This is a genomic window from Streptomyces sp. P13-3-3, assembly GCF_050571355.1.
GTDB classification, from domain to species: domain Bacteria; phylum Actinomycetota; class Actinomycetes; order Streptomycetales; family Streptomycetaceae; genus Streptomyces; species Streptomyces althioticus.
In genome coordinates this window covers 768,615-787,458 of record NZ_CP192228.1, presented here as the reverse complement: position 1 = coordinate 787,458, position 18,844 = coordinate 768,615, and the positions used below count along the sequence as shown (strand labels likewise).

The following is an 18,844-nucleotide window of genomic DNA, read 5'->3' as shown; positions in this document are numbered from 1 at the left end:
GGCGGGGCGTCTCGGACGAGCGACCACACTATCGGCTGCACAACAAGGGGACCCGCCGCCTGTGGACAACCCACCGGCGACGGGCCTTAAGTGACGTTTGTACGCAAAAGCGTGTGGAGAGCGGGAGTGCGCCGGGCGGCGCCCGGGGCGCCGAGCGTCAGACGGCGGCCTTCTTGAGACGGCGGCGCTCCCGCTCGGACAGGCCGCCCCAGATGCCGAAGCGTTCGTCGTGCGCGAGGGCGTACTCGAGGCACTCGGAGCGGACCTCACAGGCGAGGCAGACCTTCTTGGCCTCCCGGGTGGAGCCGCCCTTCTCGGGGAAGAAGGACTCGGGGTCGGTCTGGGCGCACAGCGCGCGCTCCTGCCAGCCGAGTTCCTCGTCCGCGTCGTCGACCAGCAGTTGCTGCACCAGCTCGGTCATGTGCGCCCCTCGTCCGTCTTTCGCGTCCCCGTGATGTGGCCGTTACCGATTCCGGCTGAACGACACGAGTGAAATTACAAGTGTGCTGCTCCGGGCGAGTCAAGCCGAGATCTGCTATTGGGCCCCTTATTCACTCTGCGGAACCAAGGCCGAGCGGAAAGTGTTCAAATCACCCTAAACCTTGACACGCAGACAGGACCCGCGCGGGTGTCCGGCCCCGTACAGAGCCTCACGAGGGAGGACGCCCAGAGGATCGATCTCGTTCCGACACCCCTCGCCGCGGCGATCCGGATCACAGTCGGGTCACGGGATCGCAACGGCGCGCGGGGCGCCCGGCCGTGCGCACCTTGTGTCCCGGCAACCGGCTGAGCAAACCTTTCACCTCCCAGATGAACCGGATGAGGTGAACCCGATCCCACATACCGGGCGTCGAGTTGACTTCGGTGGTGTGAACCGCTCTCCTTGTGGGCATGCTCGCGAATCCGGCACTCACCTCGACCCGCTCCGCCGGGTTCCTCGGTGCTGCCCGCGCGCGCTGTAGCTGTCGCTGTACCGGCTGTTGAGCCACCCCGCTCCGGCCTCCGCCGCGCCCCTCAGGGGCCCGGCCCCCTTCGCTGAATCCGCCCTCACCGGGGCGCCCCTGCCGCCCGCCCGCGACCCGGGCACCGCGCGGCGCGACTCCCCCACCGCCCCGCCTCTCCGCGCCGAGGACCTCCGTAACCCATGAACAGCGACAGCGACCTCCAGATCGCCGGCGACATCCTCGAAGTCCCGCACCTGCTCCAGCCCGAGCGTGAACACCCCTCCACCGTGGCCGAGTTCGCCGGCCTGGCCCGCGCCGTCGCCGCCGACCGCGCCCAGTGGGAACCCCTCGTGCGCTACGACGCGACCACCCGCTGGTACCACCGGCTGCGTACCGGCCCCGGCTACGAGGTGTGGCTGCTGTCCTGGGTGCCCGGCCAGGGCAGCGGACCGCACGACCACGGCCGTTCCTCCGGCGTGCTCACCGTCCTGGCCGGCACGCTGACCGAGCGGACCGACCGCGGCACGCGCGTGCTGACCGCCGGGGACCAGCGGGTCTTCGCGCCCGGTTACGCGCACGACGTCGTCAACGACACCCTGGAGCCCGCGGTCAGCCTGCACGTCTACTACCCGGGCCTGACCGAGATGCCGATGCACCCCGCGTCCCGGCTCCGTCCGGCCGCCGCCTCCCCCGCCGCCCCGCACTGCGAGGCACGCCCGGCAACGCTCCGGTGACTGGCTGACGCGATGTCGGGGCGGCCTGCGAGGATGGCCCCATGCGCATTGTGGTTCTGGCAGGCGGCATCGGCGGTGCCCGTTTCCTGCGCGGTCTGAAGCAGGCCGCGCCGGACGCGGACGTCACGGTCATCGGCAACACCGGCGACGACATCCACCTCTTCGGGCTGAAGGTCTGCCCGGACCTCGACACGGTGATGTACACGCTCGGCGGCGGCATCGACGAGGAGCAGGGCTGGGGGCGGAGCGACGAGACCTTCCACCTCAAGGAGGAACTCGCGGCCTACGGCGTCGGCCCGGACTGGTTCGGGCTCGGCGACCGCGACTTCGCCACGCACATCGTGCGCACCCAGATGCTCGGCGCGGGCTTCCCGCTGAGCGCGGTCACCGAGGCGCTGTGCGACCGCTGGCAGCCCGGCGTACGCCTGATCCCCATGACCGACGACCGCGTGGAGACGCACGTGGCGGTCGAGCTGGACGGCGAGCGCAAGGCGATCCACTTCCAGGAGTACTGGGTGCGGCTGCGGGCGTCGGTGCCCGCCCAGGCTGTCGTGCCGGTCGGCGCCGAGCAGGCCAAGCCCGCGCCGGGCGTCCTGGAGGCGATCGGCGAGGCCGACGTCGTCCTCTTCCCGCCGTCCAACCCGGTGGTGTCCGTCGGGACGATCCTCGCGGTGCCCGGCATCCGCGAGGCCATCGCCGACGCGGGCGTGCCGGTGGTCGGCCTCTCCCCGATCGTGGGGGACGCGCCGGTGCGCGGCATGGCCGACAAGGTGCTCGCCGCCGTCGGCGTGGAGTCCACCGCGGCCGCGGTCGCCGAGCACTACGGCTCCGGGCTGCTGGACGGCTGGCTGGTGGACACCGTGGACGCGGCGAGCGTGGAGCGGGTCGAGGCGGCGGGCATCCGCTGCCGGGCCGTGCCGCTGATGATGACCGACGTGGACGCGGCCGCCCGGATGGCCGGCGAAGCGCTGGCCCTGGCCGAGGAGGTCCGGACGGCATGAGCGAGGCGCACCCCGCCTACCGGGTCTGGGCCCTCCCCGGCCTGCCCGAGATCCGTCCCGGCGACGACCTGGCCAAACTGATCGCGGCCGCCGCGCCCGACCTCGCCGACGGCGACGTCCTCCTGGTCACCTCGAAGATCGTCTCCAAGGCGGAGGGCCGGATCGTCGAGGCCGCCGACCGGGAGGCCGCGATCGACGCGGAGACCGTACGGGTGGTGGCCCGGCGCGGCCCCCTGCGCATCGTCGAGAACCGGCAGGGCCTGGTCATGGCCGCCGCCGGCGTCGACGCCTCCAACACGGCGCCGGGCACGGTCCTGCTCCTCCCGGAGGACCCGGACGCCTCCGCGCGCACGATCCGCCAGGGGGTCCGCGACGCGCTCGGCGTCGAGGTCGGCGTGATCGTCACCGACACCTTCGGCCGCCCGTGGCGCGCGGGCCTGACCGACGTCGCGATCGGCGCGGCGGGTGTGCGCGTGCTGGACGACCTGCGGGGCGGCACCGACGCGCACGGCAACCCGCTCGCCGCCACGGTCGTCGCCACCGCCGACGAGTTGGCCGCCGCGGGCGACCTGGTCAAGGGCAAGGCAGCGGGTCTCCCCGTGGCGGTGGTCCGCGGCCTGCCGCACACCACGTCCTCGGACGACACCGAGGGCGCCCGTGCCCTGGTCCGCGCCGCGCGCGACGACATGTTCCGCCTCGGCACGTCCGAGGCGGTCCGCGAGGCGGTGACCCAGCGCCGCACGGTGCGGTCCTTCACGGACGAGCCGGTCGACCCCGAGGCGGTGCGCCGCGCGGTTGCCGCCGCCGTGACGGCCCCCGCGCCCCACCACACCACCCCCTGGCGCTTCGTCCTCCTCGAATCCGCCGACACCCGCACCCGTCTCCTCGACGCGATGCGCGACGCCTGGATCGAGGACCTGCGCCGGGACGGCAAGTCCGAGGAGTCCGTCGCCAAGCGGATCCGCCGCGGCGACGTCCTGCGCAACGCCCCCTACCTGGTCGTGCCCTGCCTGGTGATGGACGGCTCGCACCACTACGGCGACGCCCGCAGGGACGGAGCGGAGCGGGAGATGTTCGTCGTCGCCACGGGCGCGGGTGTGCAGAACTTCCTGGTGGCCCTCGCGGGCGAGCGCCTCGGCTCGGCGTGGGTGTCGTCGACGATGTTCTGCCGTGACGTGGTCCGCGAGGTCCTGGACCTGCCGGCCGACTGGGACCCGATGGGCGCGGTCGCGGTGGGCCACCCGGCGGAGGAGCCACGCCCCCGCCCCGAGCGGGACGCGGCCCGTTTCATCGAGGTGCGGTGAGCGAGGCCCTACTCTCGTAGGAGCTTCCCCTCTCACCCCAGGAACTCTCGTGGCCGGACGTTTCGCTCCCCGCCCGACGCGGACCACCGTGCGCGGCGGCCATGTCGCGATGCCGTCGCCACGGGGGCCCCGCAGCGCGCCGGCCTCGCCCCGGACCCGCACCTGGGTGCCGGACGGCCCCCTGGACCTGGGCCTGGTCCTCGGCCCGCTGCGCCGCGGCACCGGCGACCCGACGTTCCGCACGACCCCGGACGGCGCCGCGTGGCGCACCAGCCTCACGCCCGTGGGCCCCGGCACCCTCCGGGTGAGCGTGCACGGAGACACGGTCCGCGGCCAGGCGTGGGGCCCCGGCGCCGACTGGCTCCTGGACCGGCTCCCCGAACTGCTCGGCGCCGCCGACGACCCGTCCGCGTTCGTGCCCCGGCACCGGCTGCTGGCGTTCACCCACCACCGCCTGCCGGGCCTGCGGCTGCTGCGCACCGGGCTGGTCCTCGAATCGCTGATCCCGTCGATCCTGGAGCAGAAGGTCACGACCGGGGAGGCGTACCGGGCGTGGCGGCTGCTGGTCCGCAAGTTCGGCGAACCCGCGCCCGGGCCCGCGCCCGAGCGGATGGCGGTGATGCCGGCGCCGCGCACCTGGGCGCTGATCCCCTCCTGGGAGTGGCACCGCGCCGGTGTCGACGACAAGCGGGCCTCCACCGTGCTGCGCGCGGTGCGGGTCGCCGCGCGGATGGAGGAGGCGGCCCGTCTGTCTCCCGAGGAGGCGCGGGCGCGGCTGGAGCTGGTGTCCGGGATCGGGCCGTGGACGTCGGCGGAGACGGTGCAGCGGAGTCATGGGGCGGTGGATGCGGTGACGACGGGGGATCTGCATCTGCCGGGGATCGTGGGGTGGGCGTTGGCGGGGGACCGGGATGCGGACGACTCCGTCATGCTGTCGTTGCTCGAGCCGTATGCGGGGCAGCGGCATCGGGCCGTGCGGCTCATTCTGTTGAGCGGGAGGACGCCTGCGCGGCGGGCGCCCCGTATGCCGCACGGGGACATCGGGCGGCTCTAGCACTCCGTGCTGCGCGGCACCGTACGGGTGTGGCACACCCGTACCCCTCTCCTCACCCGGCGTTGGTGCGGGCCGGGGGGGTTCGCGCACCTGGCGCCGACAGGGCGCCGCCGCGCCCACCCGTGCCGCCCCAGGCGGCACGCATGCCCGCGGTTGGCGACATGTGCGGCCGCCAGCCCGCCGCGCGCCCGCAGTCGGCGCGAAGTGCCGCCGCCCCGCGTGACGGGAGCGGGGAGATGGCCTTCGCCACCGGTGTCGGTGTAGCCGCTCGCGGCGGGGAGGGGACGGGGTGGGGGTGGGCGCCCGCAGCGGCTGGCGCGTCCGCGCCCTCCCCCTCGTAAGCACCCTCATCGCGCCAGACCGAGGACGACCACCCCCACCGCGGCCCCGCACCACTCACCCCACCGTGGGCGCTACATCAACCCCCACCGAACAGGTGAATGCGCCGCAGGCCTCACACCCCACCCCCCTACTGGTCCGAAGAAAACCGCACCGCCCCGGCGGGGATCCGCGCGTCGCACCACACCCGCACACCCTCCCGCAGCTCGTTCCGCGCCCCCACGACCGCCCCGTCCCCTATGACCGCCCCGGTCAGCACCGCCCGCTCCCCCACCCGCGCCCGCGTCCCGACCAGCGAATCCGTCACGACCGCCCCCGGTTCGATCACCGCGCCCGGCAGGATCGTGGAGCCGAACACCCGCGCGCCCTCCGCGACGAACGCCCCCTCGCCCACCACCGTCCCGCCCTCCAGCCTCGCGTCCGGCGCCACCCGCGCCGTCGGCAGCACCAGCCGGTCCCCGCACCGCCCCGGCACGGCGGGCGACGGCGCCTTTCCGAGCACCAGGTCCGCCGACCCCCGCACGAACGCCGCCGGCGTCCCCAGGTCCAGCCAGTACGTCGAGTCGACCATCCCCTGAAGGTGCGCCCCCGCCTCCAGCAGCCCCGGGAACGTCTCCCGCTCCACCGACACCACCCGCCCCGCGGGAATCGTGTCGATGACCGACCGCCGGAACACGTACGCCCCCGCGTTGATCTGATCGGTGACGATCTCCTCGGGCGTCTGCGGCTTCTCCAGGAAGGCCAGCACCCGCCCGGTGTCGTCCGTCGGCACCAGCCCGTACGCCCGCGGATCGCTCACCTGCGTCAGGTGCAGCGAGACATCGGCGCCGGACGTCTCGTGCGTCCGCACCAGCGCCCCGATGTCCAGCCCCGTCAGGATGTCCCCGTTGAACACGAGCACCGGCTCGTCCGGCCCGGAGCGCAGCCGCGAGGCGACGTTGCGGATGGCGCCGCCCGTGCCGAGCGGCTCCTCCTCCGTGACGTACTCGATGTGCAGCCCCAGCGCGGACCCGTCGCCGAAGTACGGCTCGAACACCTCGGCGAGGTACGACGTGGCGAGGACGATGTGCTCCACGCCCGCCGCGCGCGCCCGCGCGAGCTGGTGCGTGAGGAACGGCACCCCGGCCGCCGGGACCATGGGCTTGGGCGTGTGCACCGTGAGCGGACGCAGCCGCGTGCCCTTGCCGCCGACCAGGAGGATCGCTTCTGTCACCTGTCGTCTCTGCTTCCTGCCGGGACCGGCCGAACTGTCTTTCGGCCGGCCAGTGTATGCAGACGGCTCCCGGCAGGAGCGGAGCGGCCGGCCCCCGGCCGGCTTCCTCAGCGGCCCTGGTACCCGGCGGCCTTGGACCGCACGCTGCCCAGCTTCGAGTACAGCTTCCCCCCGGGGCAGGAGGTGTTGAACCCGTCCCGGTGGCCGGAGATCACCTTCATCTTCACCTTCTTGCCCTTCGCGTACAGGTTGCCCCCGCCGGACGTCAGGGATGTCTTCTTCTTCGGGTTCATGCCGTGCAGCCCGAGCTTCCAGGCGGTGAGCCGGGCGACGGCCTTCACCGCCTTGGAGGACGGTTTCTTGGAGCCGTAGGAGCCGATCACGGCGATGCCCGTGGTCTTGGTGTTGAACCCCATGGTGTGCGCGCCCTTGACCGGCTTGGCCACGCCGCCGGCCCGGCCCTCGTAGATGCGGCCGCACTTGTCGACGAGGAAGTTGTAGCCGATGTCCCGCCAGCCCAGGCTCTTGGTGTGGTAGCGGTAGAAGCCGCGGATCAGGGAGGGCGCCTGGGAGCAGGAGTAGTTGTTCCCGGAGGCGGTGTGGTGCACGAACGCGGCCTTGACCGAACTCGTGTAGACGAAGCTCTTCTCGCGCAGGCTCTCGTCCGCCCCCCAGCCGCGCCGGGTGGTGATGGCGGGCCGCGGCCCGATGTACTTCTTCGCCTGCTGCTGCTCGGTCAGTTCGGTGCCGCGCAGGGTGACGAGTTCCTCCCGCGTCTCCTCGGCGGTCAGCGAGGGGATCTGGGTGGCGCCGAGCGGCACCAGGGCGGAGTTGGCGGCGGAGGCGGCCTTGGCCGCGGCGGTCATGACGTCCGTACGGGGCTCCTCGGCGGGCTCGGCACCTCCCGTCCCCTCTCCGGAGCCCTCGGACCCCTCGGACCCCCCGGACACCTCGGACCCCCCGGACTCCGCCTCCCCCGGATCGACCAGATCGAGCCGCATCCCGGCCGGCAGGGTGGACACCTCACCGGCCCCCTCACCGGCCCCCTCACCGGCACCCTCCCCCGCCCCCTCCCCGCCTGACACACCCTCATCCGCCTCCGCGTCGACAGGGTCCACGTCCTCCGGCTCACCGGAATCCGGTTCCGGCAGCACCCGCACCTCGACCCCGTTCGACTCCCCCACCCACAGGGGCGCGGTGGCGCCCCGCGTCTTCCCGGAGGCGGCCTCCGGGGAGTCCGGGTCCGCACCGTGCTCGGTGTAGTGGGTCTCGACGTCCCGCCAGTCGGTCCACTCCCCCGTGGAGACCGCACGGGTGCGGACCTGCACGCGGCCGTGCAGGTGGGCGGAGGGATCGTCCCAGACGACGCCGAGGAGCGAGAAGGTCCGTACCGTCCGGGGCGTCAGACCGAGCACGGCGCCTGTGGCACGGTCGTGGGTGAGGGGCCGCAGGGGCAGCGACTGGGTACTGCCCGGGACTTCGGCCCGGACATCGGCCCGGGAGTCGCCCCGGGCATCGACTCGGGAGCCGGCCTGGACGTCGGCCGTCCCCACGGTGCGCGTGGCCACGTCGGGCGCGTCGGGCGCGTCGGACGCGGCGGCGGGCGGGGCGAGCGGAAGGGCGAGGGCCGCGGCGCACGTGACGCCGATTGAGGAAGCAAGAATTCCACGCATGCCCCTGAGCTTGGACACAGTCAGACAAATCTGTCCATCGCTCATATGACGGTCTGTCGGCTGCCGTTCCCCCGAACCGGTGGCCCGCCCATGGCCCGCACGGAGGGTGCGCCCGGCGGGGGCCGCGTACGCTTGCGCGGGTGAACGCCACCGACCGCACCCCTGCCGACCTGCTGAGTTCCGCGCTCGCCGCGGACCCGGGACGCCCCCTGGTGACCTTCTACGACGACGCCACGGGCGAACGGGTCGAATTGTCCGTGGCCACCTTCGCCAATTGGGTGGCCAAGACCGCCAACCTGCTCCAGGACGAGTTGTCCGTCGAACCGGGCGACCGGGTGACCCTGCTGCTGCCCGCGCACTGGCAGACCGCGGTGTGGCTGCTGGCGTGCGCGTCGGTCGGCGTGGTCGCGGACGTCGGCGGCGACCCGTCCGCGGCGGACGTGGTGGTGAGCGGCCCGGAGCCGGAGTCGCTGGAGGCCGCCCGCGCCTGCTCGGGCCCGCGGGTCGCGCTGGCGCTGCGACCGCTCGGCGGGCGCTTCCCGCAGCCGCCGGAGGGCTTCGCCGACTACGCCGTGGAGGTGCCGGGGCAGGGCGACCGGTTCGTGCCGTACGCGCCCGTCGACCCGGAGGAGCCGGCGCTGATCGTGGCGGGCCGGGAGTTCTCGGGCGCGGAGGTCGTCGAGCGGGCCCGCGCGGAGGCGCCGGACCTCGGGCTGACCGGCCCCGGCTCCCGGATCCTGTCCGGGCTGCCGTACGACACCTGGGAAGGGCTGAACGCCGGGCTGTACGCGCCGCTGGCGACCGGCGGCTCCGTGGTGCTGTGCCGCAACGTCGACCGGCTGGACGCCGACGCCCTGGACAAGCGGGTGGAGAGCGAGCGGGTCACGGTCATCGCCCGCTGACCTGCCCGCCGGAGCACACCGCCGTCACCCGTTCGGCGCAGCACCACCCCCCACTCCTCCCTCCTCCGGGCCACAGTCGTAGGAAGCGGCACACCGAGCGGCGCGCGCCTCACGGGGCGCTCCCGCGCGGCACGCGGAGCGGCCCGCACCCGTACGCCGTCCCGGCCCGTACGCAGGGAGGGGTGGAACCGGCATGAGCGACACCGCAGGCATACCCCCCGAGGGCCAGGGCGGGGCGGGGCGCCCTCTCGGTCCGGGCTCCGGCTCCTCGCCGAGCGGGCGCGGCGCGGTCCGCCGCCGTCGCCGGCGCTGGGTGTGGGGGGTGAGCCTCGGGGTGTCCCTCGCGCTGGCGGGCGCCGCGGCCGCCGGGTGGGCGGTGTACATGAAGCTGGAGGGGAACATCACCCCGGACGAGGCGGCGGCGGCCGAGCTCGCCCGGTTCGAGAAGGACCGGCCCACCGCCCTGGTGAAGGACGCCCTCAACATCCTGCTGATCGGGTCGGACTCCCGGGCGGGCGCGGAGAACCGCCGCTACGGGCGCGATCCGGGCACCGAGCGCTCGGACACGGTGATCCTGCTGCATCTGTCGGCGGGCCGGCGCAGCGCCACCGCCGTGTCGATACCGCGGGACCTGATGGTGGACGTGCCCGACTGCCGCCGCCCCGACGGATCGCGCAGCGCGCCGATGTTCACCCAGTTCAACGCGGCCTTCGAGGTGGGCGGCTCGGCCTGCACCATCCGCACCGTGGAGAAGCTCACCGACATCCGCGTGGACCACCACGTCGTCGTCGACTTCGAGGGGTTCAAGGACATGGTCGACGCGGTGGACGGCGTCGAGGTGTGCCTGAGCCGGCCGATCGACGACAAGGACGCCCACCTGCACCTGCCGGCGGGGCGCGTGACGCTCGACGGGGAGCAGGCCCTCGGCTACGTACGGGCCCGCAAGAGCCTCGGGGACGGCAGCGACACCGGCCGCATCGAACGCCAGCAGCGGTTCCTCGGCGCGCTGGTCAACAAGGTCCGCAGCAACGAGATCCTGCTGAATCCGGTGAAGCTGTATCCCGTTCTGGACGCGGCCACCTCGTCCCTCACGACCGACCCCGAACTCGCCAGCCTGCGCGGTTTGTACGAACTCGTACGAGGGCTCCGTGACATCCCTACGGAAGGTGTGCAATTCCTCACCGTGCCAAGGGAGTCCTACGCCGGAGACGTGAATCGGGATCAACTCGCCCAGCCCGCCGCCGGGAAACTGTTCGAGCGGCTGCGCAAGGACGAAGCCCTGCGCGTGAGCACGGACGGTGAGCGAAAGGCCACGGAAAAGGAAACGGCGGCACCGGCGGACAGCGCGTCCCCGGAGCCCACGTTCTCCGGCAACACCGCCGCCGAGGACACCTGCGCGTAAAGGAAACTCAAAGACAACTCCCAGGCTGCGAACTCCTGTCCACGGAAATGGGCGGATTGCCCCTTGTGAAGGCGTGGAATTCGTCACCGACGTCGCCGGACGCCGATCAGGCCCGTTAGTGTGAGCCCTCCGGTGCGTCCGTTCCTTCAGGCCCGTCCTGAGATCCCGCACTGTGTGACCGAGACCCGAGCGCCTTGGGAGGGGAAAGGCGCCGCGTGGCCCCGACGGAGGATTCGAGCGACCGTGGACGCGCAAGGCCGTGGGCGGGGAGAGAACATCGATCCCGCAGACCAGTGGGTACTCAATCCGCACACCGGCGAATACGAACTGCGACTGAGCCCTTCCGCACCGCAGTCGCCCATTCCGGCCCCGCGCGGGCCGCGGAACCCGGGGGCGGGGAATCCGCGGGCCCGGTCGGCGTCGCCCGACCAGGCACCCGACGGCCCCGGCCGCGCCGCTCCCGGAGATGAGACGCCCGGGCGGGACGTGCCGCCGCAGCGCCGGCGCCGGGGTGCGCAGGAGGAGGAGCCTCCGGCGGGCCGCCGAGGGCGCCGGCCGGCGAAGAAGCCCAAGAAGGCGAAGAAGGTGCTGCTGTGGACCAGCGGCACGGTGGCCTTCCTGGTGCTCGCCACGGGTGTGGGCGGCTACCTGTACCTGGAGCACCTCAACGACAACATCACGTCCGTCTCCGACGACGGCGCGGGCACCGGTGGCTTCAAGAAGGACGAGGCCATCAACATCCTGCTGATCGGCACGGACAAGCGCACCGGCTCGGGCAACGAGGGCTACGGCGACAAGGGCAGCGAGGGCCACGCCGACACCACGATCCTGCTGCACGTCTCCAAGGACCGCTCCAACGCCACCGCGCTGAGCATCCCGCGCGACCTGATAGTCGACATCCCGGACTGCCCCACCCAGCAGGAGGACGGCAGCGAGAAGGTCATCCCGGGCGAGACCGGCGTCCGCTTCAACACCAGCCTCGGCCAGGCCGGCCGGACGCCCAGCTGCACCATGCGGACCGTGACCGAGCTGACCGGCATCAAGCCGGACAACTTCATGGTGGCGGACTTCAACGCGGTGAAGACACTGACCTCGGCGGTCGAGGGTGTCGAGGTGTGCCTGGGCAAGGACATCAACGACCCCGACTCGCACCTGAATCTGCCCAAGGGCACTCACAAGATCGAGGGCGAGCAGGCTCTGGCGTTCGTGCGCACCCGTCACTCCGTGGGTCTGGGCGGCGACCTCAGCCGCATCGAGTTGCAACAGCAATTCCTGAGCGCGCTGATGCGCAAGCTGAAGTCGAACGACACGCTCACCAGCCCGTCCAAGATGATCAACCTGGCCGAGGCGGCCACCGAGGCGCTCACCGTCGACTCCCAGCTCAACAGCATCAACAAGCTGAAGGACCTCGGTCTGGAGCTGGGCAAGCTCAACGTCAAGAACCTGACGTTCACGACGGTCCCGGTGGTCGACAACCCGGCGGAGAAGATCAAGGCGACCGTCGTCCTCAACGACGCCAAGGCGCCGGAAGTCTTCGACCTGATCCGCAACGACGTGTCGTTCACCGAGGTCAAGAAGCAGCAGAAGAAGGAGAAGGCCGCCGTCGCCGCCCGGCTGAAGGGCGCGAAGGCCCCTGCCTCCGAAGTGCGGGTGCGCGTCCTCAACGGCGGCGCGCCCGCCGGAAGCGCCCAGTCGACCCTGAGCTGGCTCCAGGTCCAGCAGGGCGTCAACAAGTCGGAGAACGCGGGCAACGCACCCGCGGAGCTGGCGAAGACCACCCTCGAGTACGCCCCCGACCAGGCGGACCAGGCGCGGCGGCTGGCCGACATCATGGGTCTGTCCGGGTCGGCGATGAAGCCGGGCGAGAGCGTCACGAACTCGCAGGGTGTGCCCGCGATGACGCTGACCCTCGGCAAGGACTTCAAGGGCGCGGGCGTCTCGCTCACGCCTCCGGACAAGGCGCCGGACGACATCAAGAAATCCACGGCGGACAAGGTCGTCTGCGCCGAATAGGCACCTGACGGGCCCGTCTCGCGTCCTACGGGGCGCAGACGGGCCCGTTCCATGTCCAGGGGTGGGGAGAGAACACCGCACGATGACGCGAAGTGACGTGTACGAGGAGGGGGCACGGCAGGACGGCGCCCCGCGCCGGTCCGGCCCGCCCGAGGAGGACCGTCCCGAGGGAGCGCGTGCCGCCGAGGGCGGCGACGGCGGCGGGAGACCGCGCGGCGGACGGGCACGGCGCGCCCTGCGCTGGTCGGCGACGACCCTGGCCGTGCTGATACTCGGCACGGCGGGCGCCGGTTACCTGTACTACGACCATCTCAACGACAACCTGGTGAAGGGCGAGCGCAGCAGCGGCGACTCCAAGGCGGAGCGGTCCGCGCCGAACGCGGCCGGGCAGACCCCCCTCAACATCCTGCTGATCGGCTCCGACAGCCGCGCCTCCGACGCCAACGTCGCGCTCGGCGGCGGCAAGGCCAACCGCGGCAACCCGCCGCTCGGCGACGTGCAGATGCTGATCCACCTGGCCGCCGACCGGAAGAGCGCGGCCGTGGTGAGCATCCCGCGCGACACCCGCGTCGACATCCCCCGGTGCACCGACCCGGACACCGGGACGACGTATCCGGAGACCAACGACATCATCAACACCTCGCTGGCGCGCGGTGGTCCGGGCTGCACGCTCGCCACCTGGGAGAACCTCACGGGTGTCTACGTCGACCACTGGATGACCATCGACTTCGCGGGCGTGGTGCGGATGGCGGACGCGGTCGGGGGCGTCGAGGTCTGCGTCCGGCAGAACGTGTGGGACCGTCCGCTGCCCGGCGTGCCCGGCGGCTCGGGCCTGAAGCTGCGGGCCGGCACGACCAAGGTGGAGGGCGAGCAGGCTCTCCAGTGGCTGCGCACCCGGCACGCGTGGGGCAGCGACATCCTGCGCACCCGGGCGCAGCGGATGTACATGAACTCGATGATCCGCACGCTGCGCGGGCAGAACGTCTTCACCGACACCGGGCGGCTCACCGATCTCGCGGAGGCGGCCACCAAGTCGCTCCAGGTCTCCGAGGAGATCGGGTCGGTGAAGAAGCTGTACGACCTGGGGATGCAGCTGAGGACGGTGCCGCCGGAGCGCATCACGATGACGACACTGCCGACCGTCCAGGACCCGCAGAACGCCAACCACCTCCTGCCCGCCGGGAACGACGCAGAGCAGGTCTGGGCGCTGCTGCGCGACGACGTGCCGTTCGACGACAAGGGCGGCAACGACGGCAAGGGCGACGAGGGCGCGAAGGGCGGCACGGGCGGGGCCGGGAAGGCGTCCCGCGAGGAGCGCACCAAGGACCCGTCCGCGCCCGACGACGAGATCGGCGTGCTGGTGCGGAACGCGACCCGGTCGGCGACCGAGGGGCCGGTCACCGGCCGGGCGAGCGCGATCGCCGGGGAGCTGGCCGAGCAGGGCTTCACCCGTGCCGCGCCCGACACCTCCGCCGCCGGTGCCGAGGAGCGGACCGTCGTGCGGTATCCGGCCGCCGACCTCGAGGGGGACGCCCAGCGGGTCGCCAAGTCCCTCGGCATACCGATGAGTTCGGTCCGCAGGTCCGCCGACGTCTCCGGCGTCACCGTGGTGGTCGGCGCGGACTGGCGCGAGGGCGGGACGTACCGGGCGCCGGAGCCGCCGAAGGCGGGCGACCTGCCGGACGACGCCGACGCGCTGAGCGCGGACGAGAAGGGCGCCTGCATGGACGTGTACGCGCCGTACCGCTGGTAGCGCCCGCGGCGGGCGGGGTCCGCGCCACCCCTTGGGGAAATCGAGGGAAAACCCGGGGCAACTGACGGGCCTGTCAAGCGTCTAACAGGACGCAGGGCGGGGCCTGCGTGCCGGAGCGAGGTGTTTCCAGGGGTGGGAAGGACGGGGCAGTGACACAGAACGCCACGCGGGAGACGGCCCGCGACGAGGAGCTCGCGCCGGCTCCCGACGACGCCCCGCCCGCCGACGGCTCGGCCCCGCGTCCGCGGCGCTTCCGGCGCGTACTCAAGTGGTCGGCCGCGGTGCTGGCGCTGCTCATACTCGCGGCCGGAGCGGCGGGTTACCTGTACTACCGCCAGCTCAACGACAACATCCGCAAGGACCCGTTGAACCTGGGCGACGGCAAGGTCGCCGAACCGACGCCCAACGCGGCGGGCCAGACCCCGCTGAACATCCTGCTGATCGGCAGCGACGCGCGGGACAGCGAGGAGAACCAGAAACTCGGCGGCGCCCGCGAGACGTTCGGTTCGACGCCGCTGGCGGACGTGCAGATGCTGGTCCACCTGTCCGCGGACCGCAGCAACATGTCCGTGATCAGCATGCCGCGCGACACCCTGCTGAACATTCCCAAGTGCACCGACCCCGACGACGGCACGGTGTACCCGGCGAGCGAGGGCCGGGTGATGGCCAACCAGAGCCTGGGGCACGGCGGTCCGGGCTGCACGGTGGCCACCTGGCAGGAACTCACCGGCATCCACATCGACCACTTCGTGATGGTGGACTTCGCGGGCGTGGTCGCCATGGCGGACGCGGTCGGCGGCGTCCCGGTCTGCGTCGACGCGAACATCCACTCACGCGACAGCCAGGGCCACGGCTCCGGGCTGAAGCTGCCGAAGGGCACCCACCCGGTCAAGGGCGAGCAGGCCCTGCAGTGGCTGCGCACCCGGTACGGCTTCGAGGACGGCAGCGACCTCGCGCGTGCCAAGGCGCAGCACATGTACATGAACTCGCTGGCCCGGCAGTTGCGCGAGAACGCCACCCTGAGCAGCCCCAACAGCCTGCGCCGGCTGGCCGAGGAGGCCACCCGTGCGCTCACCGTGGACCCGGGCCTCGACACGGTGAAGAAGCTGTACGACCTGAGCACCGAGCTGCGGAAGGTGAAGCCGGAGCGCATCACCATGACCACGATGCCCAACCGGTACGTGGGCGCCCGCGTGGAGCCCACGGAGGACGCCGAGAAACTCTTCCGGCTGGTGCGCGAGGACATCGCCCTGGACGGCAGGGACGCGAAGCCGAAGCCGCCCGTGGTGGAGCCGCCCGCCGACCCGGCCGCGGCCGACTCGGCCATCGCCGTGCAGGTCCGCAACGGCACCCGCACCGACACCCTCGCGCCCGCCCAGGGCCGGGCCTCCGCGATCGCCGGGGAGCTGAAGGAGAAGGGCTTCACCGGCGCCACCGCCGACACCGCGGGCGCGTACACCGAGGAGCGGACCGTGGTGCGCTACCCGAGCGCCGACCTGGAGGGCGACGCCCACCGTGTCGCGGCGGTCCTCGGCATCCCGGCGGACGCGGTGAAGCGGTCCACGGACGTGTCCGGCGTGACGCTGGTCGTGGGCGCGGACTGGCGCGAGGGCACGCGGTACGAGGCGCCCGAGGAGGACGACACCACGCCCGAGTCGGCGCAGGCGCTCAACGGCGCGGACGACAAGGCCTGCATGCATGTGAGCCCCGGCTTCACCTGGTGACGCTTCCGCCTGGTGACACTTCACCCGGTGACCGCGAAGGCCCCTTCCCGGTGCGGGATGGGGCCTTCGGACGTCGGGTCGGGGTCGGACGGGGCGTCAGGCCGCCGTGGCGTCCTCCGTCTTGACGGCGGGACGGCGGGAGGCGATGACCTTCTTCGCCAGGGAGCGCGGGCTGGTCAGGAAGCCCCAGCCCCACGACATGTGCATGGTGGCGAGGGCCACCGGGATCTGCAGCCGCGCCTTGAGCGACAGGCCCTTGCCGGCGGGTATGGAGCCCGCGACGATCGCCGCGAGGTAGGCGCCGGGGACGACGAAGCCCCACGGGGTGAGCGCCGCGCCCACCACGATTCCGGCCGTGATCGCGCACACCGCGGTCGGCGGCGCGAGGTAGCGCAGGTTGATGGAGCCGGCGTGGTAGCGGGCCACCACGTGACGCCAGCGGCCGTAGTCCTTGTACTGCTTGGCGAGCGCCCGCACGGACGGGCGGGGGCGGTACGACACCCGCAGCTCGGGCGAGAACCAGATCAGCCCGCCCGCCTCACGGATGCGGAAGTTCAGCTCCCAGTCCTGGGCGCGGATGAACTCCACGTTGTAGCCGCCCTGCCGCTCCAGCGCCTCGCGCCGGAACACGCCCAGGTACACGGTCTCGGCGGGGCCCGCCTGGCCGCCGGTGTGGAAGGCGGCGTTGCCCACGCCGATCTTCGAGGTCATCGCGGCGGCGACGGCCCGCTCCCAGTCGTTCTCGCCCTCGGCGTGCATGATGCCGCCGACGTTCTGCGCGCCGGTCTCCTCCAGGAGACGCACGGCGGTGGCGATGTAGTTCGGGGAGAGCATCCCGTGGCCGTCGACGCGGACCACGATCGGATGGCGCGAGGCCTTGATCGCCGCGTTGAGGGCGGCCGGGGTGCGGCCCGTCGGGTTGGGCACGGTGTGCACCCGCGGGTCCTCGGCGACGAGCTCGGCGGCGATCTCGTCCGTGCGGTCCGTGGACGGACCGAGGGCGATCACGACCTCCATCTCGCCGGCGTACTCCTGGGCGAGGATCGCGCGGACCGCGCCGCGCAGATGCCGCTCCTCGTTGAGGACGGGCATGATCACGGAAACGGCCGGGGGCCGCACGTCGGGATTGGCGTTCATAGGAGCCTCACGTTACCGCGAACGGGGGACACGTCTGCGCGTGCCGGGGTGCTGTGCGAAGGGCCGCAGATCGTATCGGCCTACGGTGCTCACGATTCCACGCTCGGCCGTCGTCCGGAGGTGCCCCCCTTGCCCACGCCGCCGCGCTCCCCCCGGCCCCGAAACCCCGACCGGCGCCCGGCGCGGCCGTCCCGGCCGGCCACGCGCCCGCCGGCGCCCCCGCGCCGCCGGCCGCGGTGGGTCATGCGCACGGTCACCACGCTGTCGGTCGTGGTGCTCGCCTCCGCCGGGATCGGGCACGCGGTGCTCAGCGGGCTCGACGACGACATCGCACGCGTCGACCCGTTCCGCGACATGAAGAACCGGCCGCGGGCCGGGCACGGCATGAACATCCTGCTGGTCGGCACGGACGGGCGGGACAGCATCGGCAAGGCGGAGCGGGAGAAGTACCGGCTCGGCGGGGCGCCCTGTCACTGCACCGACACGGTCATGATCGTGCACATCTCGGAGGACCGGGACCGGGCCAGCGTCGTCAGCCTCCCCCGTGATTCCTACGCCCTGACGCCCCCGCACACCGACCGGGTCAGCGGGCAGCAGCACAAGGGTCACCCGCTGAAGCTGAACGCGGCCTACGCGGAGGGCGGGCCGCAGCTCACCGTGCGGACGGTGGAGAAGATGACCCGGGTGAAGATCGACCACTACCTGGAGGTCGACTTCGCCAGCTTCATGAAGACCGTCGACGTGGTCGGGGGCGTGGAGATCTGCACCGACCAGCGTCTGAAGGACAGCCACAGCGGGCTCGACCTGGCCCCGGGCCGGCACACCCTCAAGGGCGGCGAGGCCCTCCAGTACGTCCGCGCCCGGTACGTCGACGGAGGGTCCGACCTCAGCCGGATGCGGCGGCAGCAGCACTTCTTGGCGGCGCTGGTGGAGCGGGCCACGTCGTCCGGGATCCTGCTGAACCCGATGCGGTTCAGGGACGTCACGCGCGCGGTGCTCGGCTCGGTCCGCGCGGACGAGGGGTTCGGCACCGGTGAGCTGCTCGACCTGGGGCGGGCGATGCGGAACTTCTCGCCGTCGTCGTCGGAGTTCACCACCGTGCCGGTGGTGACGCCGGGGTACGTCGTGAAGGGCATCGGCTCGACGCTGAAGTGGGACGCGGAGAAGTCCGAGCACATCTTCGAGGCGCTGCGCCGCGACGAGCCGCTGTCCACGCGGCCCTCGGCCGGCGCGGCGCTGCGGGTGCCGGTCGACCCGAAGCAGATCCGGGTGCAGGTCGAGAACGGCACCCGCACGTCCGGTCTGGGCCGGCGCGTGGACGCGGCCCTGGCGGCGACCGGCTTCGCCACCACCAAGGCCCCCGCCAACGCCGACCGCCAGGACCACGAACGCACGGTCGTCGCCTACGACCCCCGCTGGGACCGCTCCGCGAAGTCCCTCGCGGCGGCCCTCCCCGGCAGCGAACTGCGCGCGGTGAAGGGCCAGGGCCCGACCCTGAAGGTCATCGCGGGCGCCGACTTCGAAAAGGTCCGCAAGGTCCGCCCGCAGGACCCGGGCCAGGGAGAGTTCGGGGTGGTCCGCGGCGACGAGGTCAACTGCGGCTGACCCCGCGGACGGCGGGGGGCTCTCCCGGCCACGGGCCCCTGGCCCC

General features: G+C 72.7%; 14 protein-coding genes. 10 read left to right on the top strand and 4 right to left on the bottom strand.

Annotated elements, in window-relative coordinates:
- Nucleotides 1-157: 157 nt before the first annotated feature.
- On the bottom strand, nucleotides 158-421 hold the full coding sequence (locus ACQZOG_RS03690) for a WhiB family transcriptional regulator (RefSeq protein ID WP_006134669.1): 264 nt from the start codon (nucleotides 419-421) through the stop codon (nucleotides 158-160).
- Between the two features lie 723 nt (nucleotides 422-1,144).
- Between ACQZOG_RS03690 and ACQZOG_RS03685 the strand changes: the two genes are divergently transcribed.
- The 4 genes from ACQZOG_RS03685 to ACQZOG_RS03670 are packed head-to-tail and all read left to right on the top strand — an operon-like array spanning nucleotide 1,145 to nucleotide 5,037.
- Nucleotides 1,145-1,678 (top strand): cysteine dioxygenase, encoded by a 534-nt coding sequence (locus ACQZOG_RS03685; protein WP_037639928.1) that lies wholly within the window; start codon nucleotides 1,145-1,147, stop codon nucleotides 1,676-1,678.
- Nucleotides 1,679-1,719: 41 nt separating this feature from the next.
- Complete coding sequence (cofD, locus tag ACQZOG_RS03680) at nucleotides 1,720-2,679, top strand: 2-phospho-L-lactate transferase (protein ID WP_037639930.1); 960 nt, start codon at nucleotides 1,720-1,722, stop codon at nucleotides 2,677-2,679.
- Nucleotides 2,676-3,983, top strand: coding sequence for a coenzyme F420-0:L-glutamate ligase (locus ACQZOG_RS03675; RefSeq protein ID WP_193468472.1), 1,308 nt, complete (start codon nucleotides 2,676-2,678; stop codon nucleotides 3,981-3,983). Before cofD ends, ACQZOG_RS03675 begins: the two co-directional genes overlap by 4 nt.
- Nucleotides 3,984-4,032: 49 nt before the next feature.
- Nucleotides 4,033-5,037 carry a DNA-3-methyladenine glycosylase family protein gene (locus ACQZOG_RS03670; protein WP_058916687.1) on the top strand — a complete coding sequence of 335 codons (1,005 nt, stop codon included), beginning with the start codon at nucleotides 4,033-4,035 and terminating at the stop codon, nucleotides 5,035-5,037.
- A 469-nt stretch (nucleotides 5,038-5,506) separates the two neighbouring features.
- Here the strand turns inward: ACQZOG_RS03670 and ACQZOG_RS03665 are convergent, their stop codons facing one another.
- Both ACQZOG_RS03665 and ACQZOG_RS03660 read right to left on the bottom strand, forming a co-directional pair.
- Entirely contained in the window at nucleotides 5,507-6,589 is a 1,083-nt protein-coding gene (locus tag ACQZOG_RS03665; RefSeq protein WP_033276225.1) for a sugar phosphate nucleotidyltransferase, read from the bottom strand.
- Between the two features lie 107 nt (nucleotides 6,590-6,696).
- Entirely contained in the window at nucleotides 6,697-8,262 is a 1,566-nt protein-coding gene (locus ACQZOG_RS03660) for a peptidoglycan recognition protein family protein (RefSeq protein ID WP_037639936.1), read from the bottom strand.
- A 140-nt stretch (nucleotides 8,263-8,402) separates the two neighbouring features.
- Between ACQZOG_RS03660 and ACQZOG_RS03655 the strand changes: the two genes are divergently transcribed.
- The 5 genes from ACQZOG_RS03655 (at nucleotide 8,403) to ACQZOG_RS03635 (ending at nucleotide 16,056) form a co-directional block, all read left to right on the top strand.
- Nucleotides 8,403-9,164 (top strand): TIGR03089 family protein, encoded by a 762-nt coding sequence (locus ACQZOG_RS03655; protein ID WP_037639938.1) that lies wholly within the window; start codon nucleotides 8,403-8,405, stop codon nucleotides 9,162-9,164.
- Between the two features lie 193 nt (nucleotides 9,165-9,357).
- On the top strand, nucleotides 9,358-10,566 hold the full coding sequence (locus ACQZOG_RS03650; RefSeq protein ID WP_033276223.1) for an LCP family protein: 1,209 nt from the start codon (nucleotides 9,358-9,360) through the stop codon (nucleotides 10,564-10,566).
- A 243-nt stretch (nucleotides 10,567-10,809) separates the two neighbouring features.
- A complete protein-coding gene (locus ACQZOG_RS03645; RefSeq protein ID WP_033276222.1) occupies nucleotides 10,810-12,579 on the top strand; it encodes an LCP family protein in 1,770 nt (589 codons plus the stop codon).
- An 82-nt stretch (nucleotides 12,580-12,661) separates the two neighbouring features.
- Nucleotides 12,662-14,332 (top strand): LCP family protein, encoded by a 1,671-nt coding sequence (locus ACQZOG_RS03640; protein ID WP_203550691.1) that lies wholly within the window; start codon nucleotides 12,662-12,664, stop codon nucleotides 14,330-14,332.
- Nucleotides 14,333-14,481: 149 nt separating this feature from the next.
- The gene (locus tag ACQZOG_RS03635) at nucleotides 14,482-16,056 is read left to right on the top strand and encodes an LCP family protein (protein ID WP_359496779.1); all 1,575 of its coding nucleotides are present in this window, start codon (nucleotides 14,482-14,484) and stop codon (nucleotides 16,054-16,056) included.
- A 96-nt stretch (nucleotides 16,057-16,152) separates the two neighbouring features.
- Here the strand turns inward: ACQZOG_RS03635 and ACQZOG_RS03630 are convergent, their stop codons facing one another.
- Entirely contained in the window at nucleotides 16,153-17,193 is a 1,041-nt protein-coding gene (locus tag ACQZOG_RS03630) for a glycosyltransferase family 2 protein (RefSeq protein WP_430741271.1), read from the bottom strand.
- Nucleotides 17,194-17,436: 243 nt separating this feature from the next.
- Here ACQZOG_RS03630 and ACQZOG_RS03625 point away from each other — a divergent pair, with 243 nt between their 5' ends.
- Nucleotides 17,437-18,798, top strand: a complete 1,362-nt coding sequence (locus tag ACQZOG_RS03625) for an LCP family protein (RefSeq protein WP_058916684.1) — start codon at nucleotides 17,437-17,439, stop codon at nucleotides 18,796-18,798.
- Nucleotides 18,799-18,844: the final 46 nt, after the last annotated feature.